General features: G+C 47.5%; 29 protein-coding genes. 11 read left to right on the top strand and 18 right to left on the bottom strand.

Going from position 1 to position 24943, the window contains the following annotated elements; translation table 11 throughout:
• Both OS112_01545 and OS112_01540 read left to right on the top strand, forming a co-directional pair.
• Positions 1–267 carry a PIN domain-containing protein gene (locus tag OS112_01545; GenBank protein ID WAC05341.1) on the top strand — a complete coding sequence of 89 codons (267 nt, stop codon included), beginning with the start codon at positions 1–3 and terminating at the stop codon, positions 265–267.
• Positions 251–466, top strand: a complete 216-nt coding sequence (locus OS112_01540; GenBank protein ID WAC05340.1) for a hypothetical protein — start codon at positions 251–253, stop codon at positions 464–466. Before OS112_01545 ends, OS112_01540 begins: the two co-directional genes overlap by 17 nt.
• A 213-nt stretch (positions 467–679) precedes the next feature.
• Here OS112_01540 and OS112_01535 read toward each other — a convergent pair whose 3' ends face one another.
• The 4 genes from OS112_01535 to OS112_01520 form a co-directional block, all read right to left on the bottom strand.
• The gene (locus OS112_01535) at positions 680–1234 is read right to left on the bottom strand and encodes a hypothetical protein (protein WAC05339.1); all 555 of its coding nucleotides are present in this window, start codon (positions 1232–1234) and stop codon (positions 680–682) included.
• Complete coding sequence (locus tag OS112_01530; GenBank protein WAC05338.1) at positions 1227–1379, bottom strand: hypothetical protein; 153 nt, start codon at positions 1377–1379, stop codon at positions 1227–1229. Before OS112_01530 ends, OS112_01535 begins: the two co-directional genes overlap by 8 nt.
• 339 nt (positions 1380–1718) lie before the next feature.
• Complete coding sequence (locus OS112_01525) at positions 1719–2222, bottom strand: hypothetical protein (protein WAC05337.1); 504 nt, start codon at positions 2220–2222, stop codon at positions 1719–1721.
• Between the two features lie 479 nt (positions 2223–2701).
• Positions 2702–3229 carry a hypothetical protein gene (locus OS112_01520; GenBank protein ID WAC05336.1) on the bottom strand — a complete coding sequence of 176 codons (528 nt, stop codon included), beginning with the start codon at positions 3227–3229 and terminating at the stop codon, positions 2702–2704.
• A gap of 349 nt (positions 3230–3578) precedes the next feature.
• Between OS112_01520 and OS112_01515 the strand changes: the two genes are divergently transcribed.
• Positions 3579–4871, top strand: coding sequence for a restriction endonuclease (locus OS112_01515; protein WAC05335.1), 1293 nt, complete (start codon positions 3579–3581; stop codon positions 4869–4871).
• Between the two features lie 13 nt (positions 4872–4884).
• Here the strand turns inward: OS112_01515 and OS112_01510 are convergent, their stop codons facing one another.
• From OS112_01510 to OS112_01485, 6 genes are read right to left on the bottom strand one after another with little or no spacing between them, the layout of a single operon-like run.
• Positions 4885–5292 carry a very short patch repair endonuclease gene (locus OS112_01510; GenBank protein ID WAC05334.1) on the bottom strand — a complete coding sequence of 136 codons (408 nt, stop codon included), beginning with the start codon at positions 5290–5292 and terminating at the stop codon, positions 4885–4887.
• Between the two features lie 10 nt (positions 5293–5302).
• A complete protein-coding gene (locus OS112_01505; protein ID WAC05333.1) occupies positions 5303–6457 on the bottom strand; it encodes a DNA cytosine methyltransferase in 1155 nt (384 codons plus the stop codon).
• Positions 6458–6477: 20 nt separating this feature from the next.
• Positions 6478–7362 carry a phospholipase D-like domain-containing protein gene (locus OS112_01500; GenBank protein WAC05332.1) on the bottom strand — a complete coding sequence of 295 codons (885 nt, stop codon included), beginning with the start codon at positions 7360–7362 and terminating at the stop codon, positions 6478–6480.
• Positions 7362–9191, bottom strand: coding sequence for a hypothetical protein (locus tag OS112_01495; GenBank protein ID WAC05331.1), 1830 nt, complete (start codon positions 9189–9191; stop codon positions 7362–7364). The genes OS112_01500 and OS112_01495 overlap by 1 nt, the downstream gene beginning before the upstream one ends.
• Positions 9191–12619 (bottom strand): helicase-related protein, encoded by a 3429-nt coding sequence (locus OS112_01490; protein ID WAC05330.1) that lies wholly within the window; start codon positions 12617–12619, stop codon positions 9191–9193. Before OS112_01490 ends, OS112_01495 begins: the two co-directional genes overlap by 1 nt.
• Before the next feature lie 7 nt (positions 12620–12626).
• Complete coding sequence (locus OS112_01485) at positions 12627–15122, bottom strand: DrmE family protein (protein ID WAC05329.1); 2496 nt, start codon at positions 15120–15122, stop codon at positions 12627–12629.
• 131 nt (positions 15123–15253) lie between these two features.
• Here OS112_01485 and OS112_01480 point away from each other — a divergent pair, with 131 nt between their 5' ends.
• Genes OS112_01480 through OS112_01470 form a run of 3 tightly spaced genes read left to right on the top strand, consistent with a single transcriptional unit; the run spans position 15254 to position 17232 of the window.
• Positions 15254–16405, top strand: coding sequence for a hypothetical protein (locus tag OS112_01480; protein WAC05328.1), 1152 nt, complete (start codon positions 15254–15256; stop codon positions 16403–16405).
• Positions 16393–16782 carry an HIT family protein gene (locus OS112_01475; GenBank protein ID WAC05327.1) on the top strand — a complete coding sequence of 130 codons (390 nt, stop codon included), beginning with the start codon at positions 16393–16395 and terminating at the stop codon, positions 16780–16782. Before OS112_01480 ends, OS112_01475 begins: the two co-directional genes overlap by 13 nt.
• Positions 16783–16791: 9 nt before the next feature.
• Positions 16792–17232, top strand: coding sequence for a hypothetical protein (locus tag OS112_01470; GenBank protein WAC05326.1), 441 nt, complete (start codon positions 16792–16794; stop codon positions 17230–17232).
• Positions 17233–17425: 193 nt separating this feature from the next.
• Here OS112_01470 and OS112_01465 read toward each other — a convergent pair whose 3' ends face one another.
• Entirely contained in the window at positions 17426–17566 is a 141-nt protein-coding gene (locus tag OS112_01465; protein ID WAC05325.1) for a hypothetical protein, read from the bottom strand.
• A 36-nt stretch (positions 17567–17602) separates the two neighbouring features.
• Between OS112_01465 and OS112_01460 the strand changes: the two genes are divergently transcribed.
• The 4 genes from OS112_01460 to OS112_01445 all read left to right on the top strand — a co-directional run bounded on the left by OS112_01460 (position 17603) and on the right by OS112_01445 (position 19409).
• Positions 17603–17998: a hypothetical protein gene (locus tag OS112_01460; protein WAC05324.1), complete on the top strand. Its 396-nt coding sequence runs from the start codon at positions 17603–17605 to the stop codon at positions 17996–17998.
• A gap of 135 nt (positions 17999–18133) precedes the next feature.
• Complete coding sequence (locus tag OS112_01455; protein WAC05323.1) at positions 18134–18535, top strand: shikimate kinase; 402 nt, start codon at positions 18134–18136, stop codon at positions 18533–18535.
• Between the two features lie 156 nt (positions 18536–18691).
• Positions 18692–18952, top strand: a complete 261-nt coding sequence (locus tag OS112_01450; GenBank protein ID WAC05322.1) for a hypothetical protein — start codon at positions 18692–18694, stop codon at positions 18950–18952.
• A gap of 46 nt (positions 18953–18998) precedes the next feature.
• On the top strand, positions 18999–19409 hold the full coding sequence (locus tag OS112_01445) for a PIN domain-containing protein (GenBank protein WAC05321.1): 411 nt from the start codon (positions 18999–19001) through the stop codon (positions 19407–19409).
• Between the two features lie 581 nt (positions 19410–19990).
• On the opposite strand, the gene OS112_01440 is transcribed toward OS112_01445, so the two are convergent.
• From OS112_01440 to OS112_01410, 7 genes are all read right to left on the bottom strand, one after another.
• Positions 19991–20401 (bottom strand): hypothetical protein, encoded by a 411-nt coding sequence (locus tag OS112_01440; GenBank protein WAC05320.1) that lies wholly within the window; start codon positions 20399–20401, stop codon positions 19991–19993.
• Positions 20398–20625 carry a hypothetical protein gene (locus OS112_01435; GenBank protein WAC05319.1) on the bottom strand — a complete coding sequence of 76 codons (228 nt, stop codon included), beginning with the start codon at positions 20623–20625 and terminating at the stop codon, positions 20398–20400. The genes OS112_01440 and OS112_01435 overlap by 4 nt, the downstream gene beginning before the upstream one ends.
• Positions 20625–20999 (bottom strand): hypothetical protein, encoded by a 375-nt coding sequence (locus tag OS112_01430; protein ID WAC05318.1) that lies wholly within the window; start codon positions 20997–20999, stop codon positions 20625–20627. Before OS112_01430 ends, OS112_01435 begins: the two co-directional genes overlap by 1 nt.
• 721 nt (positions 21000–21720) lie before the next feature.
• The gene (locus tag OS112_01425) at positions 21721–22299 is read right to left on the bottom strand and encodes a class I SAM-dependent methyltransferase (GenBank protein ID WAC05317.1); all 579 of its coding nucleotides are present in this window, start codon (positions 22297–22299) and stop codon (positions 21721–21723) included.
• Between the two features lie 109 nt (positions 22300–22408).
• A complete protein-coding gene (locus OS112_01420; protein ID WAC05316.1) occupies positions 22409–23206 on the bottom strand; it encodes an EFR1 family ferrodoxin in 798 nt (265 codons plus the stop codon).
• A gap of 141 nt (positions 23207–23347) precedes the next feature.
• Positions 23348–23830 (bottom strand): flavodoxin family protein, encoded by a 483-nt coding sequence (locus tag OS112_01415; protein WAC05315.1) that lies wholly within the window; start codon positions 23828–23830, stop codon positions 23348–23350.
• Positions 23831–23847: 17 nt separating this feature from the next.
• The gene (locus tag OS112_01410; GenBank protein ID WAC05314.1) at positions 23848–24213 is read right to left on the bottom strand and encodes a hypothetical protein; all 366 of its coding nucleotides are present in this window, start codon (positions 24211–24213) and stop codon (positions 23848–23850) included.
• 109 nt (positions 24214–24322) lie between these two features.
• On the opposite strand from OS112_01410, the gene OS112_01405 reads away from it, so the two are divergent.
• Positions 24323–24934, top strand: coding sequence for a hypothetical protein (locus OS112_01405; GenBank protein ID WAC05313.1), 612 nt, complete (start codon positions 24323–24325; stop codon positions 24932–24934).
• The last annotated feature ends 9 nt before the right edge of the window (positions 24935–24943 follow it).

The following is a 24943-nucleotide window of genomic DNA, read 5'->3' as shown; positions in this document are numbered from 1 at the left end:
ATGAAAGTAGAACAGAAACTGGCGCTTATTAACGAGTATATCGAATTGGATGAGACGATATTCCAGCACGTGACAAAATTCCAGAGATCGGGCCTGAAATTATATGATGCGCTCCATCTTGCATGCGCACAGAGCGGAAAAGCTATTCTTCTTACAACTGACAATAGGATTATTAGTTTTGCCAGGAGAGATCCGGCAATAACAGTCCGGGTGGAGAACCCGGTGCACTGGCTCATGGAGGTGTCAGCCGATGAAAACAATCAGTGAAATACGGAAAGAGGGTATTCACGCACTTACAAAGACACTCGGGCCGGTCGACATGGCACGGTTCATCCAGAGCTACGAGACCGGGACCGGGGACTATACCAAAGAGCGTCATGAGTGGCTGCCTGACGATCTCGATACCGTAAAGGGAAGATTGCTTGAACGGCAGAAAAAACAAAAGATGAAAAAACCGCACCACTGAACCGATCCGTTCAGTCGGCAGGCCATCCATGCAGATGAAAGATTATACAAAAGAGCGTAAGCAGTGGCTTCCTAAGGATTTTGACAAGGTCATTGCCGGGATTAAGGAACGCAGGAAGAAGAGGTCCCGGGCGTAACTTTCTTTTTTTGCAATTTCCCTGTCCCGCCCCACAACCGGCGTGGGCTTGTTACGCAAAGGACAAGGAAAATTATTTTAAAAGTCGTGAAGGGATGTTAGTACACGCTGCTCTTCCTCGGACACAAACCGGTGGAAGTCCATATAGAGTGGTACAGTATCTTCACGCGGTTTCATCTGTGCGAGGGTAAAACCCTTCTTTTGGTACCAGCCGGCTGCGCCGGGCTTGGAATCAACCGTTATGATACGGCAGCCGGTAAATTGCGAGACATGCAGGACGATGATAAAAATCCGGAGGAGCATGCTGGTACCGATACCATAACCATCGAAATCGCGGTGGCGTGCCATCCTGGCGATCTTGATTGCAGGATATTTGCGGTATTCCCAGGTGGGTTCGCGGTCCGACTCATGAACCGCTTCTGCGACAATGCTGTCGTTGATCAATGTGAAGTATCCAACCACGTCGTCATTCCAGAAGGCAAGAAATGTTGCAGAGAGCCGGTTCGCCTGGTTATTGAGCGCATCTTCTGTTAAAAAATCGTCCAGTTCCTGCTCAGTTGAATGAAAAGAAGATACATCGTCAGTTGCATCGAGAGGCTTGAAAACCAAATCAAAATAGGTAAGCTCAGGCATAGAGTTTTTCTTTCTTTGCGATTTTGATGGCTTCGCGGATGAGTTTACGCCCTTCTTTTGTAATCTTCGGGTCTTCCATGTATTTGTGGAACCTCCGGGCGTCATCCCCCTCCAGCACCAGCCCAATCTCGATGGGTTTTGCCATACTGTTCACCTCTGGTTTCCTGTCAGCAATATATTTCCCTGGAACTATTTGAAATGTTGCGAGTTGGCCGGTCTGCCGGGATGCGCATAGGTCATGGCCGGTCGCGTCAACTCCGTACCCGTTCCCGGTCTGGACTCATCAAAAAAATAAAAACGGAGGAGCAGGGAGTTAACCCTGCCCCGGTTGATTTCACACTTCGTTCTCTTCTCAGTACCCGCCCATGTAGTCGAGTACCCGGTCCCAGATGACGAGGAGACCGGGGATGATGACGTAGGCCAGCAATCCTGCACCGAGGAATGCTGCCGTTATCAGAACTTCGTTGTCCATGATCCTTCCTTCTCAGGCCAGCTGCGGCACGGTGTCCGCCCAGGTCTCGACCTTTGCGAGGATCGCGTCGTCCGAATAGGACTGGACCGTGACCCGGTCGCGGCTGAACGTCACGTTGTACAGCTCGCCGTTGGGGTCGTGGCACCGGACCGTTGTGGAGAACGAGTCGTCCGCCGGGTCATGTGCCGGTGTGCCCGTGTGTGCTGCGGTCAGTTCGGCTGCCGCCATCAGGACGGCTGAGCCGGCCGTGTAGCCGGCCACGCTGTTGAACCGGTGGGTACCGGTCCCTGTGGTCTTTGCGTTGGTGTCCTGGTACACGAGCCGTACCGTGTGTGCTTCCCGGGTCTTCTCAACCCCCGGGTGGTTTGTTCCTGCGGTCATGTAGTCCACGCACCCGAAGGGGTTTGTGGCGATGACCTGCTGTACGATACCATCGAACGTTGTCACGTCCGATATCGGGGCCGCAAGGGTGCGGACCGCGTTCTTTGTTTCGCTTGATTGTACGAAATCTGCCATGTTTGTTGTCTCCGAAGAGGTCTTCAGACCTCGAGGTTGAGAAGAATTCGCGAGAATTCTTCGAGTTCCGAGATCGTCAGAACCTCCATTTTTTCTGTTTTTTAAACAGGTTCACACGGCCCGGGAATCGTGAAGGATGACTCCGCCATCCGTTGTTCCCGGGCGTTTTTGAACCGTTTTTGCTTGGTGTCTCCAGGGCCCCTTTGACAGCGAAGAATGACACCGTCATTCTTCTCGTCCGCGGGGTTCTGCAGAACTCCTTTGGACATATTAGTATAGGACGTCGGGGAGTATCTGCTTTGATTATGAAACGGTTTTTGGGAAAAACGGATGAAAATTATTGGCTGGATTGGGAAATGGGGCGGTTATTGTGGCCGGTTGGAAGGAACGTGAAACGTTCCTTAGTGAGAATTATTGTCTCAGATAATTTGCGATTCTCTGCAAGTCCTGTACCTGATCGTTAAATTTCCGGTTTATATTTAGAGTAACTGCAACAATTGGGCAATCTCTTTGACGACTAATTCCTTTTGTCCTGAATTCTTGTTCCATGACCAGCCATTTCCACAGTTCGCACTTGATGGATGGGGTAGGGTAATGATTCGAGTACTGGTTTCATCGGGATGTCGCAATGGCCGTTGCTTGAAATATCTTTCAACATCCCTTCCAAGGGTGATGATAATTTTGTCTTTTAACCCGTATTTCTTGAATTCGAATTCAAACCACTGGTCCGCACAATACTTAGCGGTGTGATAATGAAAAGAAGGATAGTACTGTCTCTCATTATCCAATTGGTTCAGAAGATCATTATTTGCTGGTTTGAATGTGGGGCATTTATGCAGGTGTGTCCAGTAGCATTCATAATTGAGAAATTTCCGCAATTTGATCAGGTCTTGAGAATTCTCATTAAATCCCATGAAATCCTTGATCTTCTGACAGAGCCAGCAGGGTGGAGCATTCAGCCACAAAATGCCTTTATGGTCACTTGAAATTTGCCGGTATTCTTTCAATGGCTTTCTGAATTCGGTTGTCGGATCCCTTGATATAAGACATCCTCGTATTTTCCCTGTAGGGGGAGGGATGCATATTCTGTGTTCGATATCACGTTTTTGGAGTTTACATCCTTCACATCGATTCAAATACCCGACTCCTGCATGATGGTCTTTAGATTGGAGATATATTTGTAGTTCTCTAGTGAGTGAATTGACTTTTATGATTCACATTTAATGCCGAGATTGAATGATAATTTCCATTTGTCGTAAAAAACCCATTAGAGAAATTTATCAAGGTTAAAAATAATCTGGATTCAATGAGTAATTGATAAATCTGGAGAAAATTCCGTTTGATTGGAGATTTCATATGTCAAAGCTAAAAATTGGAGAGGTTTTCAGATATGCTCGCCCTTACAGTCCAGAATCTGCTGAGATTGATGGTTATCCCAATCATTTTTTCACAACCTGTCTACAAGGACAAGCATTAGCACAACTCGATAGCGGCATTAATCCGATAGGATTTATTCGCGTTCCTGAGGGATCAAGAAGGCCAGCGATTCTGATACGAAGCAGCCCGCACAAGATTGGCAGTCATGATACTCCTTGGCAGGATACGTTCGATCCAGATAACGGACATATCCGTTATTATGGCGACAATAAAGAGCCTGGAAAAAATCCCGCCGAAGCACCGGGAAACAAAGTACTATTGGATGCCTATAAAATTCATTCAACGTTAGACAATCAATTGAGGATGCACGCTATCCCCCTTCTTTTTTATCGTGCCGTAAGCCGAAACGACAAGGCGAAAGGATATGTTGAATTCAATGGGTTTGGAATTATCCAAAATGTCGAACTGATCACGCAATATGACCGAGCAAAAGAAAGGGCCTTTCCCAATTATGCTTTTGATTTTGTAATTTTCGATATGGGAAAAGAGCATGAGGAATTTGAATGGGACTGGATTAATGACAGAAGAAATCCTGAAATAACGATTGAAAATACCCTTAGCAAAGCCCCAGAGTCATGGAAGAATTGGATAAAGAACGGGCCCAAATCGTTAGAGAGAAATAGACGATATGTTTCCAAGTTGCTTGTTGCAACCACTGCCGAGCAACAGCCAAATCCCAATAGCAGAGAAGAGATAGCACTCAACAAGATTTATGAGTTTTATACAAAGAAAAGCCGGTTTGAAGCATTGGCATCAATAATCACCGCACGGTATATTAAAGAGACTGGCGGGATGTACAAGGAGGGGTGGATCACTCCGGGAAGTCGCGATCACGGTGCGGATTTTTATGGACGATTGGATATCGGTTTTGGCTTTGGAAAAGTTAAGGTGATCCTTCTCGGACAAGCAAAATGCGAATCTCCAGATACACCGACGAGCGGGACGCATATTGCACGGACCGTTGCTCGATTAAAGAGAGGTTGGGTTGGTGCGTACGTTACGACGAGTTATTTCTCAGAGTCAGTACAGCGAGAGATCATTGAGGACAGTTACCCGATCCTTCTGATCAATGGAAAAAAACTTGCCGAAACTGCCTTGAAAATCGTTCACGACGACGGGTATCCGAGTATTGAATCGTTCCTCGCAGATGTCGATACGCAGTACGAGAACAAAGTTAAAAACCGACGGCCTGAAGAATTACTATTTGAATGAAATGTCTCACTTTTTATTGAAGATATTCGCTTATTTTTTTAAAGACAGATTGGGCATCAATTTTCAATTCATGTTCCCAAATCCTGATCACAAACCACCCCATTGACTCTAAAGATTTTTTGTTTTTCAGATCTCGTTCAATGTTTTGTTGAATTTTTGGCAGCCAATACTTCTTGTTCGATTTTGGTTTAACATAACAATCTGGACAACCATGCCAAAAACAGCCATCTATGAATATAGCCACCTTTTTCGACGAAAAAATAATATCCGGTTTTCCAGGCAGGTTTTTATTATGGATCCTATACCCACGGAACCCCTTGCTCCAAAGAAGTTTCCTTAACTGCAATTCAGGGAGTGTATTCTTTGAATGAATATTTGACATTACTCTGCTTCGGATTTCCTTCGAATAGCAGTCAGTCATAATAATCGAATCATTTCAGCATTTTCTTAATTTTTTGTGCTACAGATTTTGCCATCAATGGTGGCACTGCACAAGCAACCTGTTGCTGAGATCCATGCATTGATCCTTTGAATTCATACCAATCAGGAAATGACTGCAGACGTGCCGCCTCTCTGATAGAAAGTCCACGGTTCTGAGTAGGATGTATAAACATGCATTTCCTGAAATTGCTCACTGTAATGCTTGGCTTGTTGTCTTCAAGTCTTCTGTAAATGTATGAATGGCAGCGGAATTTATCTGCATAGTTTTTCAGCAGATAATCTGGCAGATCTTGCCAATTTCCTCCTTGAGGGATGTGTTTGTATCGTTGAAGGACAAGGTCATTGCTCTGAGTTGTAACATGATTGAGAACAGCACTTGATTTAATATTCAGATTTGACGCCGCTCTCATTTGTTTTGTGTAGTCATTTATTGAAGATTTTTTTGCATATCGTTGAATTGCCCGCTTCTCCCCCATCCCGATTATCGGCAAATCCGATATTGCTTGTTTAACAGTAATGAAATCTTTCTTTGTCTTTCCAGGAAAGCTGATCTTATCTCTATACTCATCTTTTGCTTTTTCAGGTTTTATCCCTACGATGAAAACACGCCTGCGGTGTTGAGGGACCCTGCACCATGCTGAATCTATAACTTTGTCTTTGGCAGTATAGCCCAAATCACTTAACGCAGAAATAATTTCTTCTTTGATTTTCCCTTTTCCCATTGATAAAAAACCGACAACATTTTCAAAAACGATAAAATCAGGATCAAGACCTTTTATAAGGCGCAGATATTCCTTGAATAGGGAATTATTTGGATTGTCGATAAATCGAGTTTGTTTGTTGGCATTGGAGAAACCTTGGCATGGCGGGCCTCCAATTATTCCCTGAACTCGATAGCCGCGCTCTCTAAAAATTCTCTTTACTTTTTCAGCATCCAGATGGCGGATATCTTCAACTTCAGAGTAATGATAGTTCTCCTGCCCTCTTGCTGATTGAATTTTCTTATGGTTGCAGCTGATCGTTTCAATCGATTGTGAATCAATATCGCTGGAATAAACAATATCAAATCCCTCATAAAGAAATCCAAGGCTGAGACCGCCCGCCCCGCAAAAAATATCTAAAATACCATTTTTTAGGTCAGCCATGTTTATTCATCCATTTATCCTCAAACGGTTTTCACTTTATCTAAATCAACATGGGATGAATTGTCCCATACATGAACAGTAAGTCCAACCAGTGGCTTTACTCCAGGTCCTTTCAGAATGACTCCAATTTCAAAATTATTTTTTAAACTGTGTTTTGTGAGATTTGCGCTACCGATATATGCAAACATATCATCAGCAATCATCATTTTTGTATGAAGGGCATAGATTTGATTCCCTTTTTTATCCATGTGATAAAAATCCCGGATCTCAAGATGTTCAGATAGATTCTCATCGCTGAACTCAGCGGCAATGTATTCGATCGGCTTAATGAATTCATGTTCGGATCCTCGGCAGATTTCACGCCCAAGGATCCGAATCGTTATCCCATTTTTTGCAGCACCGACAAGTGATGGAAGCAATTTCTTTGCACCATACTCATCAAAAAATGGATTGATTATCCACAAATTATGATTCGCCGCAGCAATAATCCGTATGAGGCTTGGATAAATTTCTTTAATTTCAAAATTGCTGATGCTGAATTTCGGCGGAATTGTCGCAGCATAGGAAATTTCAAGAGAATTCTCACTGATATTTCTTCTCTCAAAATCCCGAATCACTTCAGCTGCAAAAATTTCTTTCTGAAATATCGATGATAATCTTCTGAAGTCAAATTTAAAATGATAATCCTCGATGCTTGCTGCCGCTGATTCTTTTTTGAGCACTCCTGCGTGCATGAGATCATACAGCATCGCGGGATTTGCCGCTTCTGGACATGAATGCTCCAATTTATCCAATATATCTGTGCCTCGAATTATCAGAGAGCCCTTTTGCATAGATTTCAATAATTTCTCAACTTTACTTACTGCAACAGGATCCTTCAAACGGGTTGCTATTTCGTAGACCATTATTGTAGCCTTCTCAGGAATTCATTCTCCCAATATCCATGCATCCGGCCGCGGCTGTCTTTCCTCCCGATCAGATAATGCCGCCCAAGATCGCGGTTGAAGTGCATGCATGATATCTCGCTGAGATGGAGGCATGCATGGCATGAGGCATCCGATGAAATGCAGACCGGATCATACAGGCAAGTCTCAACACTTTCCATCGCCATATCAATCCATGGGATAATGCCGGTTTCAAATAATGTGTGCATTCCTCCGATCTGGAAATCGTGCGAATTGTTTGTGTAAATGGCAATGGCAGGAACGTTCGGGAAAATAATCTCTGCAAGAGAGTCCTTATCCATGCCAACGAGGCCTGCAGCCTTTCTGACAAGCACATGCGACATAGTATGAATGAGGGTGTACACATTCTTGGTTTCAGCCAGCATATCAGGAATCTCGTCATAAATGGGGATGTCTTCTTGATGGATCCGCGTCAGGAACCATTGCTTGAGGCCTCTCTCATCGTCTTTGTCTGGGATATCTGAAACGATCTTGTTCTCCTGAAGCCAGCGGAGAATCCTCCAGCGGTCAAAGATCAGGACAATGCCCTCAGTTTCTGTCGGGTTTACGTATACCGGAGTTTTATCCGCATATTTTTTATCCGGATTAAAACCCCTCAATGTGCATTCCTGTGGATTTGTCGTTGATCGGGAATACCCAAAAACCGCGGATACAACCGGCAGATCACTGACTACATATGCTTCACTGATGCCCGCTTGTTTGAGACGATCTGGAAATCGGAGAATTCGATCAAGGTTTGGATCATTTCTGCTCCGCGCCTCATGCAAAACATTGTCAATGTCTTTTGCTCCGGGGAGTTTGATGGTATCCCGAAAACTTTGAAGAGAGGATACGAGCGTCCGAAGCTTTTCGCCGTCTCCCGTAATGATGCTGTCAACTTGATGAATAGCATCACCGCGCCTCGTCTGCTGGTCTGTTCCATCCAATGTACCGATAATCGTGTCGATGAGATCTTTAGGGACGCCTTTTTGTATGAGATCCTGCCTGACACGGTCAGAGTCAGCATTTCTTGAATCCGTTTTTGACGTTCTTTGAAAATTATTGAATTCATCCCCAGAAATGATCCCGAGATAATTCGCTATAAATAATTTCAGAAGATCAAGATTTTCGTAATCTCTCGGATTTGCGAATCCTGCAGTATTGATTAATGAGATTGAATGGGGATAGAACACTTGGCTTTTTCTGAATGGTGCCGTCTCCATCCGCTGATCGCAGTCACTGCACCATCCCATAACTTTGCCAGATTCAGCACCGCAGATCTTGCACCGCCAGCGCCAGTTGGACGTGCGGCTGCTGTTGTTTGTTTCAAGAGTTATGAAATCATATCCATGAGTTGCGCATGCTCGAACCTGAAGACCCGATATCTTCCCGCATCCATGATAACTTATCATGTCAAGCTGACGCAAATTTCCACCGCATGTGCAGCGGTAGCTTCTTTTTTCGAATTGATAGCGGAACCTTTCAATTTTATCGAATGAATACGCCTTGCCGCAGCCTTCGCAAACAAAGGTGAGCGGAAAAAGCTCAGCCTCTATTGAGCTCGGCTCCAGAAAAACAAAAGAGCCGGAATGGGGTTTTTGAGGATATCCCCGCCTTTTTCTGAACCGCTCCATACGGCTGAGCACTTCAGATGCAAGGCGGGATTCATTAATTGATTCCGATTTGACAGCATCCCAAGAAGATATTTTTGCAATTGCCTGTGTATCTGAATGATCGATGACGCATTCTGGCAGATACCGGAAAATGACTTGGCTTTTTCCTCTCTTCATTATTCCACGCTCCTTGAATGTTGCACACTGACCATTCTCATTGGATCGAAACTTTCTCTTGTAGGGGATATTTCAATGGGGATGTCCGTATCGCGAAGGCTGCTCATTGGCTTGTCAGATAGTGAAAACGGAATAAAAGAATTTTCATCCTGACTGAGAATTTGATCGATATAATCCTGAATTTTCTGGCAGATATATCCTTCAAAAAACGGCCCCATATCCTGCCCAGCGCACTGGTAGCACGAAAGGATGAAATCGGTTATCTGCTCCGTTGAGATTATTCTGCTGTCAAATGCCTTCCGAAAATCATTTGACATATACGGGCTTTTTCCGCTTTGGCCATCCAGGAAATTTATTACACAGGCAGAAAAAATTCCCGGCAGTGTCCGGTTGATTGCAAATTTTGCCCATCGGTTCAGCGGCACAGGCTCTACGAGAATGTCTTTGTACTCATGGTATTTTTCAAAATATTTGTAATAGCTTTGATCCCGCTCCCTTGCAGGATTGAAAACGACGAATATGATCCCGGGATAGCGCCTTCCAACTCGGCTGTATGCCTGAATATATTCAGCAGTATTTCTCGGCATCCCGCGGAAAACCATGAAATTCATTTTATCAATATCTACTCCATGAGAGATCATGCTCGTGGCAACAATCAAATCAAGATGGGAGTCGGGTTCTGCGCTTTCAACGGTTGAAAGAATCTCTTTAACATCACTGAAGGTGACATCCCCCGTCATCCGAGCTGTTGCCATTTCACGGATTCCGTCTCTTTTCAGATCAACATTGACCATCGTTTTTATTGACTGGCTGATCGCATCCCCCTCAAGTTTGACAAGATTGTAGCTCAACCCCAAGTCATAATCTTTGAGAGTTGAGATCACTTCTTCTTCAGATGAAAAACCAATATCCATTTCCAATGCTTTTTGCGGCTGCCTTTTCATCTCCTGAATTTCTTTATAGAAGAATTTGATGACGTCAAGGACAGCAAAAATTACGGTTTTATTATGCGGCATAACCCCCGCAATCAGCCGTGCGGTTTCATTTTGATCTTCTTCAGCATAGAAAGACCTGTTTGACGGGAACTGATGCCCCCTCTTCATATAGAGCTGGCGAATCTGCTCCCAATATTCAGTCATGGTTGCTGAGGACCCAATAATTTTTACAGGTTTTCCACCAGAGAGTTCCTTCATGTAATGTTCAAGAAATGTTTCATAATGTGAATCATAGGTCCCGAGCGATTCGCGAATAAGATGCATCTCATCCTGAATTATGAGAGTAGGAACTGGATCATGCAAATCAACTGGCAGATAACTATCGATCGTACAGAGGTTCGGATCATCGAAAAAATATGGTTTTTTCCAATATAGGCAGTGATCTCCCGATACATATCCGTGGCGTGGGCACTTTCCTGTGACTTTTCCGAAAATTGACTTAAATTCTTTACTCGATCCAGCTGAGGCAAGCTTGTCAAGAGTTGATATTATGAATGTTGGAAGATATCTGTAGACTTCCTGATCTGAAATATAAACCGGAATCTCCTCTCTGCAACTTGAGTTTGTGCATTGGTGAATAATGCGTAGAGATTCAGTATCTCCCCGTATGGCAACAGAATCTTTGCCGCAGAAGGGGCAGCGAGAAATTATTTTATACTTTTCCTGAAGAGCTGGATCGGAATTGATTGGGCTTATCGCATCTTTTCTCTCACCATATTTCGAGCCGGCCTCATATAATTTGTTAGGTGTGTTGGCCTCGCCAACATAATATCCGGTGCTGAAGGGTGCGTATTCTTTTGAACTAATTATCTTATGGCTTCTGCGCAATTTTTCTGCTTGGGCGAAAATATCTGCAATCCGCTGCAGCTGCTGCAGCGAGAGCAGCCTAAGCGGAAAGCGGGTGATTGCAGATACTCCGTCACATTTGCCTCGCAGCCGGTCGAAAAATATTGTGAAGACTACAAGACCGAGATAAGCCTCAGTTTTCCCGCCGCCGGTGGGGAAGTATATTAAATCAACATCATTCACAGTATCAGAGCTGCCGTATCCAGATGCAGCTAAAATGTCCGGAATTTCCATAACAATGAAGACAATCTGGAATAGGTGCCATAAAGAAAACCCTTTGCTCGATTGTGCAAATGCTCCGTTCATGAGCGAAAACGCTTCCATCGCCTCTTTGCTCTTTTTAAGCGCTTCGATGCCTGCCTTGAACCTGCCTGCCTCAGCAATGAATTGATCAATATCATCCCGGAAGCGCCGTTTCCCTTCGGCAGTTAGATCGGTTCTTCTTTGATAATCAGATTCAAGATCAACCACCGCCCTTTTCATCTTTAAATGAAGGGCTTCGAGAAGAGGGATGGGATTTTCTGACAGCACTTTAAATTCTGGGTTTATCGGCTCTTTTGATTTGTATTTTTTTTGAATGAAAACCGGCATATGCTCGATGAATATCGCATTACCTTCCGTTACAGTGGAGCAGTTTATTCCGCCAGCATGAATATTGCCGTCATATTTGTAATCATCTTTCAGGTAATCGAGGATATAATCCTTGAAGGTGAAATTTTTCGGAATGGCCGCAAGGAATGTTTCAAATAATGAATTTTCAATATCGCTCCGCTCAATATTTTCCTCACATGCATTCTCAAGGATCAGAGTCAGCTTGATGCGTTCTGCATTGAAGTCCGAAATCCGGTATGCTAACTGCATTTTCCATTTGGGATCGGGTATCTTGTCCCCCCACGCCTTTAGATATGACTTCCACGACTCATCAGACTCAAGAGCGCTTTTGGGAACCATTTCCTCTCGTTCCCTTCCCGCGGCATCTCTTGCCGTATGGGCTCTCTGCCGGTATCTGCTGGCATCAGCTTCGAAGGCTTCCTTTGCATTTTTGACGATTTTATCAACTTCAGTGAACGAACCTTCGCCAGAAAAATCCGGACCTACTAATGTTGAAATGCTTTTTTCAATCAGAACGGGTTCCGGTTTGATTTTTTTATACACAGCCCGAAGGTGATAACCAGAATCAGAGGAATCTCCCTCCTCTCCAGAAAATTCCGCATCCTGGCTATCAAGGCCCCGACTGAAAACGCCTCTCTCTTGTTGGTCAAAACATTCATGCTGTTCTTCTCGTGTTGGATATACTTTGTAATATAAAGCTGCTGATACCTTGATTGAGAGGACAGCACGCTTAATGTCTGCTTTATTGATAAGGACATCAAAACCCGCGGATGAAGGAGCCGTTTTTGAATAAATTGATGAAACTGCAGACAGGCTTTTTTTAGGGCTCAGGTTGCCGATAAATAATTTCTTTGACGGCTTGTCATCGAATACACGATCATGATCAGAGCCATCAGCACGCCTTCTTATTCGAGTGAGTAATGCTGATGCAAATCTTCCACGGACAGAATTGTCCGCTCCATTAATTGTTGTCATAATTCCATCATCCCGTTACAATTTTGTCAAGCATCCCGGCAGGTGTTTTTTCAATAATCTCTACAGATTCAATTCTCTCCATCGATACGATATTCGCAAAATCCTCAAGATAAAGATCAAGCTCTTCATCAATTGCTGGATTTTCAGAATGTCCCTGATCAGCCTCAATTCCTGCTTGAGGGATCAAACGGTTTAAGCGCCGCGAAAGACTGCGATGAATCGACCTTAATCTCTTAACCGCACCGACAATCTCATTGAAATGAGCAACAAGGAATGGTTTATTGTAAACAATACCCATCCGGCGGATATTTTCAAGATCATGCGGTCCGATGATAGCTCCATTGATCCAAAGGTAGATTGCAGCAGGCGATTTTGGCTCTTTGGCTCCTTGTGCAGTGAGTTTTTCAATTACTTGATAGAAATTGTCCCCGCTTTCTTCAAGCGCTTGTTTGAGATAATGCGACCATGCCTTCTGAAATATCACTACCTGCATCATTGACGGCAGGGTCTCAACTTTGCTGATGATTGATGCAGCCAGCGATTTGCGTGTAGAATTTTCGACAAGAATCAGCAGATCATTTCTCCTGAGGTTTTTTGCCACGCGGTCTTTGACCTTCTCCGTTGATTGATCATAGATTTGAACCTGTTTTTCCGCATGGAGGAGGATATAGCGGCCGCGTTCCAATAGGATTTTTGCCCCAACAACAAAATCAGAATCGCCCTTCAGCCTCTGATCAGCAGATTTTGCCTCAGCTTCATTTGCATAATCAAAGTCAATAGATAAATCGAGTGAGAGGAAATCGGAAAAAATGGCTTCGGGTGTAAAGCCCCCCATTTCAGCATCCTGCGGCTCAAGGAATATTAAACTGGTTTTTTCCTGATTGCTTTCATTTTTCTGGGGAGCGTCGGAGATCTTTGGAACAGCCCCTAAAATGGTTTTTGCAATTTTTATTTTAGCGGAATTCGTGAAGTATTTCTGCATCACGTCGATCTCGTTCTGCAGATATTTGATGGCAGGGATTTCTGATTCATACGCAATAATTCCTATCCGGCGAGCTTTGGCATATGAAAAAATATCCCGCTGATAATATCTGGGGCATCCATAGAGAACGCAGGTGTCAACAAAATTCGGGGTCAAAGACTCTCTGCCGAGTCTGCTTGCAGTAATGAAGTCAATTTTCTGATTATGAAGGTTTGTGATATTGAATCCCTTTTCAATTTCAAGATAATTTTTCAGGGCTTCATTGAGCGCTTCATTTTTCGAGACAAAAAGGACAGATTTTCCCGAAGCTGTGGCTTCTTTGATTATTTGAAGGATTATTAGATGTTTGCCGCTCTTTTTTTCTTCCATATATGAATATGCTTCAATAATTTTATCGACAGAATGAGCCGCAAAAGATGCAAAAACCTGGTTTTCAGATCTCGCAGATTCGCAAAGGCCTTTTAATGCATATATCCGGTTTTTAACAGGAATTACACCCCATCGTTTCCTAAGTTCAATTTCTGCATAAGTCAGAGGCGAAGCCATTTCCTCGAGTGCATATATGCAACCAAGAAATCTTTTTGCAATTTCTTTTGTCGTAGGAGATTCAATTGAGTTGGAGGCTTTTGACAGCTCAAAATAGATTTTCCGCAATTCAATGAGAAGACTATTAAGTTGATCCTCTTTTACCGGAATAATGATCTTTTTCAATCCTGATGCTTTGTTTTGGAGCTCATCGAAATTCTTGCTGAATGGCTGTTCGCGGTAAAAATGTCCGGCTTTGAAATCTTTTTCGTCATAAGAGCAGTCTTTTGCAAGTGACTGCGGCTCCCAACCCCAGTAAGGATATCCTTTTTCAATCATAAGGATGGCAGATTTTGTTGGGGGATCTGGGGATATGGTAAAAATGAAAGGCACTTCATTTTTTTCAGCCCATTTGACCAAATCTTCCAGCTGTTCTTCTGTTAAATCTGATGTTGCTTCAATAATAGCTCCAAAAATTTTTTTCGATACCTCGCTGTTAGGCAATGCTGCCGGCCCAGGAGAGATTAGCAATTTGGGAAAGCCGGAGGATTTTGTGATTTTCAATAAATCGCCTTCAGAGGATATTCTTCCAATAGGAAATGCATCAGTATACAGCGGCATTGCGCTGGCTCTCAGGTGAACGAAATTTTCCTTTATCTCTCTCCGCAAATCAACGCGGCTACTGAAAATAATCAGACAATCTCTTCCCGATGGCAGACGCTCTTCATGAAGGCGAAAATAGAGAGCCTCAAGTGCTAAAAGAGAGGTAATTGTCAGATTGGCCGATGGGTAAACTAGAACAGAGGATTTGTTTTTTGCAATTGAAGCTTTAAAAAAAAGGAGAGACTGGCGATCAATTGAATGCAAATATATTGGAAATCCGCTGAAATTGAGGTATCCATGATCAAGACTCCAGAGAATCGCACTATCTTTTAAGTTTCTGAAATAATTTTCCCAATCAGAAACTAAATCTGCACTTTCCGCCATTGAAATCATCGGAACCTGATTTTGATCGATAACATACCAGACTATACAATCAGGTAATTTACATAGCCATAACGATAAATATATCTAGTTTTTATTAAAAGGAAAAATCAATTATCTCAAAAACAATACTCACTTCATTCATGGATAAGCTCAACCTCGACCATTTCAAATCCATAAACACCATCATCGAGCGCGATAGCAAGGACGCCACGTACAAGTTCGCACTCCTGCGTGGCGCAATCGAGATCTCTCAGGAATACAGCCACCTGAAACACGATGCAGGGGGCCGGGTCGCGTTTCCCCTCGGGCTGCTGGTGGAAAAATGGCTGCTCTATTATTATCCTCTGATAGCGGGACCGGAATTCATTCCACAGAAGAATGGCGAGAGTGAGCATTCCCAATACCGGATCGCGTTCAGGAAGTCGTTCCGGAAGGTGACAGAATATTATGATACACGCGGTGGCTTCTCCGCATTTTATAACGATTATGTGAACGGAACTGTTCCTCCGGATATATCACCGGCTTTCAGGGACCTTGTTGCTGACCTGAAGACAACAATAACAAACATGCCCATGAAGCATCTGGGGTATTCGGTTTACAAGCAGCACTATTCACTCTTCAGAGACGAAGGGGGAGTGCGGAGGATTCCGGCAGGTGTTCCCATAAACCAGGAGCTGCTGGTTCACAATCTCGGGTATTTCTCGTTTCCAAAAGATCTCTATGCAGTCTTCCAGTACCTCGGCAGCTTCATCACCGGTGATGATTCACTCCTCTTCCAGTGGGCGCAGTTCACCCGCTCTGCAAGCAAAGGGGCGGTGAGTGTCGAGTTCGTCCTGGAAAAACTCCGGACATATCCCATCACGGAGCGGGATGTTCTGGCTGCACGGTCATTCTTTGATGTCATGTTCCGGAAAAACAATTTCATCGATTGCGTATGGTCGGGAAAGTCGATCACAAAACTTTCGTCACTCCATATCGATCACATGATCCCGTTCTCGGTATGGAAGAACAATGATTTATGGAACTTGCTGCCGTCCTCTGATGTAGTGAACGCAAAGAAGAGAGACAAAATTCCAGCACCGGAATTCATTGAACAACGCAAAGCAGATATTACCCGGACATGGGATCTGCTCCGCTTAGAATATCCGAAACGGTTTAACCGCGAGATCGGCCTCTCGCTGGTTGGGACAACAACGCTTCCGTCCGGCTGGCAAGATGTTGCACTCGAACATCTTATGGAAAAATGTGATTACCTCATCAATGTTCGGGGGTACGACGCATGGAGCCTGTGACCTGCCCCTTCTGCTCACCGGCCGATGCAGACATCGTCATCAGAAACGATCTCTGCTACGTGCGATATGACCGGTACCCGGTCAGCAAGGGTCACATGCTCGTGATCCCCTTCCGGCATGTGCAGGATTTCTTCGATCTGACTGAGGATGAACGCAATGCTCTCATGGCCCTTGCCCATGATTGCAGAGGCGTGGTCGAGTCCAACTTCTCACCGGACGGTTACAATGTTGGGTTCAACATTGGAGAGGCCGCTGGACAGACGGTAATGCACTGCCACCTCCACGTCATCCCACGATACAGAGGCGACGTAAAGAAACCAAGGGGTGGTGTGCGGGGTGTGATACCGGCAAAAAAGGATTACAGAATAGAGGATTGAGAATCACTTATGGCAGATACTACAGTACAACGCGAAGTCGAAAGATGGATCCGTAAATACTGGATGCCAGACCATTTTAAGGAGGATTTTGAAACAAAGAAACTTAAGCTTTCATCTGGAGGCGATTTCAAATTTGATGCAGTAAATAAAGAGAACACAATTGTAGCCAATATTTCCACTAGTAGTGCTGTTACTGCACGAGGCAAGCGGGCTATTGGCAAATTGCATAAAATCCGTGCTGATCTTTATTTCCTTCTCCTTCTTCAGAACGTTAAGCGCAAATTATTGATATTTACTGAAAAGGATATGGTTCAATATTGGGAAAATGAAAAATTAAATGGAAGAATGCCACAGGATATTGAAATTCATCATGCAGTATTAACAGAGGACATTCAGGTAAAACTCAATACTGCTAAAAAAGTTGCTTCAGATGAAGTATCAAATAGATAATTACCCCCGCCCAGATCCAGAGAGAATACTCAGCTACGTGGCGTTGTACAAGGTCCTTGTAATGGCCTGCAATTTTTCCGTTGATCCACTTTTTATCCCCCCTCAATCCGGATGATCTCTGCGTCGAGAAGATTTGTCAGGTAATCCCGTTTGTTTTTGAGCAGATCGATGAGCTCCCGCCACCCGCTCTCCCTTACTTCCCTTTCCCGCTGTCGTACCCGCAGCGCCTGCAGCGGTACCCGCCATCGGGCTTCATGACGATGTTGGTGTCTGAACATTTCTCACAGATATGGCGGTCGTGTTTCACCCGCAGTGCCTGGGGAGTTTTTTCCATGTGGATTGGTTGCCACATTTTCTATAAAGATGTGTCGTGTCTCATAGCGGCTGTCCCTGCGGGCAGGGGGATCATCCTGCAGCGTGCAACTCCCGGCCGATTGTACCCCTCATCATTACTCTTGATATATACCGGGAGAAAGAGGAATTACTATCAACGGGTGGAGACAAAATCCGGAGACCCATGACCAACATCATCCTCATCGGCATGCCCGGCGCAGGCAAGAGCACCGTGGGAGTGATCCTTGCAAAGGCCAAAAAAGACATTCATCGATACCGATATCGTGGTCCAGGAGGATTCCGGGCGGCTCCTGCAGGATATAGTGTTGAACACACCAAGTACGACCGATCGCAGCCTCAAAAGAGGCGGAGAAAGTCCCACATCGAAGATGTGAGACTGCGGCGTAAGAATTACGCCGCATGGTCTATTTAGGAATTTGTTGTGTTAACACTACTCGGAGAACTCTGATGAGTTCTTCTCCAGTCTCACCACTTCGTGGTTCGACAATTCGTAGAATCCCTTTGATTCTTCTCTTGGCCGTTTGCTCCGGCTGTCGCAAAAAACCTTTTGAGAAAATCCAGATCGGATGAAAACAGGATTTTCGATTTTATCGACACGGACGGGCCCCGTGCGTTCCTGGACCTTGAAGAGAGGACGGTCCTGTCCCGGCATTTTGACAATGCCGTTGTTGCTACGGGCGGCAGTGTTGTGTTCAGCAGGAAAGCGATGGAGCACCTGAAGAATGGTGGCGTCGTCGTGTACCTGAAGATCTCCTTTGAGGAGATGGAAAGAAGGCTCAGGAACATCACGACCCGGGGGATTGTCCTTGTCGCGGGCCAAAACCTCCGCGAGATGTATGATCAGAGGGTCCCGCTGTACGAGAAGTATGCCGGTATCACCATCGGGTGTTCGGGTGAGGATTTCGAGAATGTTGTCAGGAAGATTATTTCCGTGCTCCCGGTGACGTGATCTGCTTCGAACTTTGGTCCCGGGGCCCTCCGGAAAACAGGGGGCCCGGGCCTGGGAGATTTTGGTTGGAGGTATTTTAATATCCCGGATCTCCGGGTCCCGCATGGACAAAACCACTTAAATATGTGGATACACATAAAGATGTGTGGTGAACTGATGCCGAACATGACCCTCTCCCTGCCGGAAAATGTGTACAAAATCGTAAAATCGCACAAGGAAGTCCGGTGGAGCGAGATTGCACGAAGGGCAATCGAGGACTACGCGAAAAAAATTGCGCTCTTAAACTCGATGACCGCCGAGAGCGAGCTTACCGAAGACGATATCATGGCGCTTGATGAGAAAGTGAAATCAGGCATCCTGAAACATTACAAGAGCAAAGCCTCCCGTACTACCGGCAGGAAACCGGATTTAACCTGAATCTCTCAACAGGGATCATGACTCAAATGACCCGCGGGGGATTTTGTTGAAACTTGTCATCGATACAAACCGGATCATGGCCGGCCTGTTAAAGGACTCCGTGTCCCGGAAGATTATCCTGCACGATCATTTTTCCTTTTACGCTCCGGATTATATCGGGACCGAGCTCCTGAAACATCGCGCGTACCTCATGAAAAAAGCAAAGATGTCCGGACCTGATTTTACGGTTCTCATGGATATCCTGCTTTCCCGGGTGATACTGGTTCCTTTCAAAGATTTTGAACCGGAATATCCCCGTGCAATGCATATCATGGAACCGATCGATGGGAAGGATGCCCCGTTTCTCGCAGTCGGGTTAGCACTTGGGCTTGATGCCATCTGGACTGAGGACCGGCATTTTTTTCAGCAGGATTTATTGAAAGTGTATACAACGAGCGATCTTATTGAATACATTTGATAGGGTCGATCCCTTCAAACCCTCCTTCTCTCTCATCTCACATATTCCAGCCCGTCCCAACCCCCGATCGCCAGCTGGTTTTTTGATATTTGTTTCCTGGAAAATACACCTGAAAACCAGCCGGAAATAGGGACTTATCCCCGGTTTTTAGACAATTACCCCCGGATCCACATCAAAAATCCTGCCCTGGCCTATGGCCTTGGAAATCTCCACCGTCGGAGAACCAGGGTGCCGGGAGACCGCGGTCCTCCAGGAGAGTTTGCTCCCTCCGGATCACTCCCGGGGCCCTCCGGAAAAAGTGGGGTAAACCTGTTTCCACCACCCGTGGTATGATCTGCCTCCCGATCGTCTGCTGGTTTATTGATATTTGTTTCCTGGAAAATACGCCTGAAAACCTGCCGGAAATGGGGACTTATCCCCGGTTTTTGGGGAATTATCCCCGGATTGGGGCCAAAAACACGGTTCCGGGCGATAGCCCGGAGTCAGGCCACCGTTGGAGGACTGTCATATAGGATCCCGGTCTCCTCAAGAGACAAAATCGACCCTGCCGGAATGGGCTTTGGTAAACCTATAGTGGGGGGTCAGGCCACACCCTCCTTTGAACCACCTGTTTCTTCCGGTTCCGTTCGGTCGCCCGGTCGTCCTGCAGCTGGCACATTCCCGCAGCTGTCCAGTTCGATCAGCCCGGTATTCCCGACCCGGAAGTACCGGTAGGAGCCGTGCTTGTTGTACGGCCAGAGCTCGGCCGGTGCCGGGCCGGACCGGGCTCGGAGCTCCGGGATCAGGTCGCGGTGCATCTCCTGGATTTTTGCAACCGGCACATGGAGGACATTGACGTACTGGACCCGGACAAAGATCATGGCGCACGGGGTCCGGATCATGAAGCTGAAGATACCCTCCGGGCTGTGGCTGAAGGGAATGAACTCCCCCCTTGCCCGGGCAACAGCTGCCGCTCCCTTAATGCCGGTCGTTGACGGCCGCCCCCTCGTCATACCGTTTCCCCTTCTGCAGGAGCCGGTACCTGCTCCCGGCATACGCCCCGGAACTCCCGCTTCACCGGCCGCGTCCGGATGCTCACGGTGTAGTAGTGATGGCTCGCCTTCCGTACCTCCGCCCACTCCACTTCCCCGCCATGCTTCCGGATCCCCTGCATCATCACGTGCGGGACTAAAAAGAGCGGGACACCCTCCTCCGTTCTGGTCGGCCTCCGGGGCATTAGTCCCGCCCCCGCCCTTCAAGCGCCGTAATCCTCCGGTCGAGCCGTTCGATCTTTTTGTTCAGCCGTTGTGCGATCCGCTCCTGCCTCTCGTACAGGGAGAAGATGAGATCTCCGGAAAATTCCGGCAGGTGTTCCTGTCCGGATTTTACGGCACAATCCGCGGGATCCTGGCTCCTGCCGGCATTCACCGGCTTCTTGTACAGCACTACCAGACCGATGACCTCAGTCTTTTGCCCGGCCATTTTATGGTCCGGCGGTACATGCCTGTTCATCCACCTGAGTTCTTCGTTCTCCTGTCCGGTCCCGGCCGTACCGGACACGACCTGGTCCGGCTCGGCCACATCCTGATTGCCAATCTCATTATTTTCCATATCAATCACCGTTCCTAAAATTTGTTCAACCCCCGTTCCCCTGCAAAAGAGAGCCTCCGCTCCGCATTGCACAAATTCAGGTGCCGGCCCGGCCGGAGCCACGGCTAGGCAGTGACTCATGAGCCCCAGACCCGGGCGGACGGCAGGCTACGCCGTTCGGCCGTTTCAGGAGATTAAGCCCGCCGGACCGGCGGTCATCGAGGTATAGAAAAAGAGACGGGTGAGATCATACCGGCCCGGGCGCCCGAAAAAAATTTCCCGGAACCGGAGGAAAGATAATTCAATCCATGAAATGAGACTCCGAATGGTCCCATTAACCCGCGCAAAAACAGCATAAAAATATAGCAGGACCGGGCGATGCGGACAGATAATTTTTTTGCATAGCCGATCTTCCGGATCCTCCTCGCTGTTCTGTTGCAGAAATCTTCGGTCATGTGTGTTAAATAAAACAAAGATACCGGGAGATATATGCTCTGTGGTCGGTGTGAAAAATTTGGAAGTCATCCTGTGTCTGACAGGGCAATCGGAGCCAGTATCAGGCCCGGATATGTCAGACAACAAGCTGCCGCGATCTGAGCGCGGCATTGACTGGCAATAAATCCGGTTTTACTGGGAGATTTTTTAACGGGAGTGGGAGGTGCGGCAGATAGCGATGATGTGCCGGGGGATCACACAGCAGACCTGCGGACCGGTCCCTGCCCGCGGCCCCCTCAACCATCGGTCATTTCTTTGATATCGAAGACAACCACGCACGGGACCCTTCGGCCCGGGTGCGGCTCTCAAAGACCGCCGGCCTGATGTACCTGATGGTCCACCCGCCAGAAAAGCAGTCCCGTATCTCCTTATCCTTAATCCTCCGCGGGCCGTACCCGGCGGGCTCCCTGTCGGAGAAGCAGAGCATGAAGTAGTTCCCGGCCGAATTCAGGACGGCTGCAAGGTTGCGTGCAAAGACCGGGCGGTCTTCATCGGAAAGGGTATGGAAGAAACCGCAATCGGTGACGGTATCAAACGCCCTGTCCAGCCGGGGAAGGTCTGTTGCGTCCATGACAAGAAAATTCACCCGGAGGTCCCTGAGGGCAGCTTTTTCCTGTGCCTTCCGGATAGCGAGGGGGGTGGAGTCGATCCCCCACACCTCATGACCTCTTTGTGCAAAGAAGAGGGCCTGCTCCCCGGTCCCGCACCCGATATCAAGGACCGATCCCGCCACTTCTCCCCGCCGGGCCAGCTCAACGAACTCCTTCTGGGGCCTGCCGATGTCCCAGGGGGGTGTGCCCCGGTACGCAGCATCAAAGAACTCCATACCTCACCATAGGTTCGGGTTTGCTTATCACTATTTCTTCACGAGACTTAACAGCACAGGATCCCCTTTGTCAGCAGGCCGCCTGCCAGTCCTGCGCTTCCCGCCGGCCTTACTTCTTTGTACTTCGTTTCAGCTCCGCAACACTCACGGACGGGTTCCGGTAGCTCTCCCGTCTGGCCGTGGCCGGGCCCGCTTCGATTGCTTTTGCCGGGCAGAGGTGGATGCAGGCACAGCAGAGTTCGCAGTGGTGTTTCCAGGACGGCCTGCCATCAACAAGGTCGATATTGCCTGCAGGGCAGATCTCGACGCAGGTCCCGCAGGAGGTGCAGGCACCAGTCACCGTAAATTTCCTGTCCGAATCATGGACGGTGCGGGCGAACCGCGGGTACATCAGGGCATGGAAGAGTTGTGCAAATGGCGAGTACGGCAGTTTTTGCATGATGCCATTGTCGATCTCCTTTGTGATTGCTGCGACCTGCTCGTCAGCCCATGCAAGGATCCTGCTGCGCTTGTCCCCGGCCGGGGAACTGTACATCAGGATGTAGTTGCCGGGCATGTGCACCTTGAAGCCCGCGTCGAGCCCGCGGCCCGGTCGCGCTTTTAAGATCCCGTCAAGCTGCCGCAGCGCCGCCGACCCGCCGGAACCCCCGAACGTGACAACGGCAAACGTGTACCCGGAGCGGGAGAGGTCGAGCTTTTCAGCAAACCGGGCCACGATGGTGGGGAGCCCGAGGAAGTAGACCGGGCAGACAATGCCAACGCGGTCGGCGCGAGGGACGATCTCCTCTTTTGTTACGTCAAATGAAGCGATCGGTACGGGTTCGCAGTCACCAAGGCTCCCGCAGATCTTCTTTGCAACGGCAAGCGAGTTCCCGGTACCGGTAAAATAATAGATGATGGTCTTCATGGTTTTTCCCTCACAAAGCATGTCTGCAAAACCCGGCGTCCAACTTCAGGTTTGCCTTGTAACGCATCTGCAGCACGGTCTGTCATTTTTTATTCTTTTGGGTTTATGGATTTTGTTATCCTGTTTGCCAGTGATTGCCACTTATTTCTGGACTTTCTCCTTTAAGTCCCGGGCAAAATCTTCTGCATTCCGGAGGTCTTGGGCATCAGGCCTGCCCTTGTTCAGTCCCCCGAAAAATTTCAGGAAACTGTTCGTGTTCCACCCGGCACACCCGAATTCGCCGATGACCGTGTACCCTTTCACATGGAGTTTTTTTCGGATCTGCTCGTGATTTTTCTCAATAAACTCCCTGTTTGCAACAAAGGCCGGGGCCCCGTACGTCGAGAAGAGGAATGCTTTTTTGCCCGTGACCTGCGGCAGCCTGTCGGCAAGCTTGAGGACAGATGGATCGAATGTTGCTCCATATATTCCTGAGCCGAAACCAACCAGGTCGTACTCCCGGAGCTCTTCAGGGTTGACCTGCCGCGGAGTTTTTACGGGTGCATCAAGCACGTTTGCGATGGCGTTTGCGACCTTTTCAGTATTTTTGTGATGATAGGAAAACACAACCACGAGTGATTTCATTGGCACAAGTCCCCCTTTTATTTCCCCGCTACCCGGCGCAGGTACCAGCCGACACCTACCGGGATCAGAAATGTCATGGCATAATACACAAACACATCCGGGCCGTAATAGGTGGCCTGGAAGAGCAGGACGATGAACAGGTAATCGAGCACGACAGCGATCGCTGTCCACGCAACCCCGACTTTGGCGTAATAGGAAAGGGCAAGGTCCCGTGCCTGGAACCACCACCACGCGACCGCGATGGTGACCGGGGAAAAGACGGCAAGGAGTATCCAGCCCATGATGGCCGCAAACGGGGAGAAGAAGAGCAGGAGCGATGCGAGGTACCCGGCCAGCCAGAGGCCTGAGCCAAGGCCAGCGGTGTCTTTGACCCACTGGTTCATACATGATGGGTTTGCTGTTTTAGGTATTGTGGTTTTGTGCCGGGACGGGTGTGCCGGCAAAACAGGAATATCCATCAGGTACCCTGTGTAAACTAATAAAAGAGCATAGATGGTACAAAAAGACCCTCCCTTACTGCAGATACCTGACAGCCCGGTGCCGGATACAAAAATCCTGCTGCTCATCGCCGGCGCGGTAATCGTTATTGCGGTGGTTGCCATAGTGCTGGCCGGCGGACTGCTAAAGCCCGGCACACCTTCCCCGCCCCCGGATGTATCCCCGGTCCCGACCCCGCTGGGCATTGCCGGATCGCAAAACCAGCAGCCTGCCGCCGTTACAACGCATGGCCAGGCAGCACCGGGACCAACAAAAAAACCGGTCGACTTCCTCTTAGAGTCCGGCGACCTGGTCAGCTGCGGCCTGACCTGCAGGGACCTGACGGCAAGGATCATCAATACCGGTGACACAAAAGCGCATAATGTCTGCATCTCGCTTCGCATGCACAACAGCAGGGGGGACACAATTGAATTGAACGGCGGCGACACCCTCAGCCAGTGCATCGGCGACCTTGACGCAAGGCAGGATAAGAGCGAGCCCGTCACGATCAATGCAGACTGCGGTGCGCTTGCATACAAATGCTTAAAGGAGACGCTCACGCTGGAGACCGAGGTGATCTCGGACGAGGTGACCATCCGGTTCCCGGACAGGATAATCGTGGTGTAGGCGGATTAT

The sequence above is a fragment of the Methanoregula sp. genome (assembly GCA_026625165.1).
Taxonomy (GTDB): domain Archaea; phylum Halobacteriota; class Methanomicrobia; order Methanomicrobiales; family Methanospirillaceae; genus MVRE01.
The sequence above is the reverse complement of the archived record's forward strand: the minus strand, read 5'-3'. Positions and strand labels throughout refer to the sequence as shown.

Excerpts from the sequence above, each read along its gene's own strand:
- OS112_01545 (WAC05341.1), top strand. The coding sequence starts at position 1 with ATGAAAGTAGAACAGAAACTGGCGCTTATTAACGAGTATATCGAATTG.
- OS112_01540 (WAC05340.1), top strand. The coding sequence starts at position 251 with ATGAAAACAATCAGTGAAATACGGAAAGAGGGTATTCACGCACTTACA.
- OS112_01535 (WAC05339.1), bottom strand. The coding sequence starts at position 1,234 with ATGCCTGAGCTTACCTATTTTGATTTGGTTTTCAAGCCTCTCGATGCA.
- OS112_01530 (WAC05338.1), bottom strand. The coding sequence starts at position 1,379 with ATGGCAAAACCCATCGAGATTGGGCTGGTGCTGGAGGGGGATGACGCC.
- OS112_01525 (WAC05337.1), bottom strand. The coding sequence starts at position 2,222 with ATGGCAGATTTCGTACAATCAAGCGAAACAAAGAACGCGGTCCGCACC.
- OS112_01515 (WAC05335.1), top strand. The coding sequence starts at position 3,579 with ATGTCAAAGCTAAAAATTGGAGAGGTTTTCAGATATGCTCGCCCTTAC.
- OS112_01510 (WAC05334.1), bottom strand. The coding sequence starts at position 5,292 with ATGACTGACTGCTATTCGAAGGAAATCCGAAGCAGAGTAATGTCAAAT.
- OS112_01505 (WAC05333.1), bottom strand. The coding sequence starts at position 6,457 with ATGGCTGACCTAAAAAATGGTATTTTAGATATTTTTTGCGGGGCGGGC.
- OS112_01500 (WAC05332.1), bottom strand. The coding sequence starts at position 7,362 with ATGGTCTACGAAATAGCAACCCGTTTGAAGGATCCTGTTGCAGTAAGT.
- OS112_01495 (WAC05331.1), bottom strand. The coding sequence starts at position 9,191 with ATGAAGAGAGGAAAAAGCCAAGTCATTTTCCGGTATCTGCCAGAATGC.
- OS112_01490 (WAC05330.1), bottom strand. The coding sequence starts at position 12,619 with ATGACAACAATTAATGGAGCGGACAATTCTGTCCGTGGAAGATTTGCA.
- OS112_01485 (WAC05329.1), bottom strand. The coding sequence starts at position 15,122 with ATGATTTCAATGGCGGAAAGTGCAGATTTAGTTTCTGATTGGGAAAAT.
- OS112_01480 (WAC05328.1), top strand. The coding sequence starts at position 15,254 with ATGGATAAGCTCAACCTCGACCATTTCAAATCCATAAACACCATCATC.
- OS112_01475 (WAC05327.1), top strand. The coding sequence starts at position 16,393 with ATGGAGCCTGTGACCTGCCCCTTCTGCTCACCGGCCGATGCAGACATC.
- OS112_01470 (WAC05326.1), top strand. The coding sequence starts at position 16,792 with ATGGCAGATACTACAGTACAACGCGAAGTCGAAAGATGGATCCGTAAA.
- OS112_01465 (WAC05325.1), bottom strand. The coding sequence starts at position 17,566 with ATGGAAAAAACTCCCCAGGCACTGCGGGTGAAACACGACCGCCATATC.
- OS112_01450 (WAC05322.1), top strand. The coding sequence starts at position 18,692 with ATGCCGAACATGACCCTCTCCCTGCCGGAAAATGTGTACAAAATCGTA.
- OS112_01440 (WAC05320.1), bottom strand. The coding sequence starts at position 20,401 with ATGACGAGGGGGCGGCCGTCAACGACCGGCATTAAGGGAGCGGCAGCT.
- OS112_01435 (WAC05319.1), bottom strand. The coding sequence starts at position 20,625 with ATGCCCCGGAGGCCGACCAGAACGGAGGAGGGTGTCCCGCTCTTTTTA.
- OS112_01430 (WAC05318.1), bottom strand. The coding sequence starts at position 20,999 with ATGGAAAATAATGAGATTGGCAATCAGGATGTGGCCGAGCCGGACCAG.
- OS112_01425 (WAC05317.1), bottom strand. The coding sequence starts at position 22,299 with ATGGAGTTCTTTGATGCTGCGTACCGGGGCACACCCCCCTGGGACATC.
- OS112_01420 (WAC05316.1), bottom strand. The coding sequence starts at position 23,206 with ATGAAGACCATCATCTATTATTTTACCGGTACCGGGAACTCGCTTGCC.
- OS112_01415 (WAC05315.1), bottom strand. The coding sequence starts at position 23,830 with ATGAAATCACTCGTGGTTGTGTTTTCCTATCATCACAAAAATACTGAA.
- OS112_01410 (WAC05314.1), bottom strand. The coding sequence starts at position 24,213 with ATGAACCAGTGGGTCAAAGACACCGCTGGCCTTGGCTCAGGCCTCTGG.
- OS112_01405 (WAC05313.1), top strand. The coding sequence starts at position 24,323 with ATGGTACAAAAAGACCCTCCCTTACTGCAGATACCTGACAGCCCGGTG.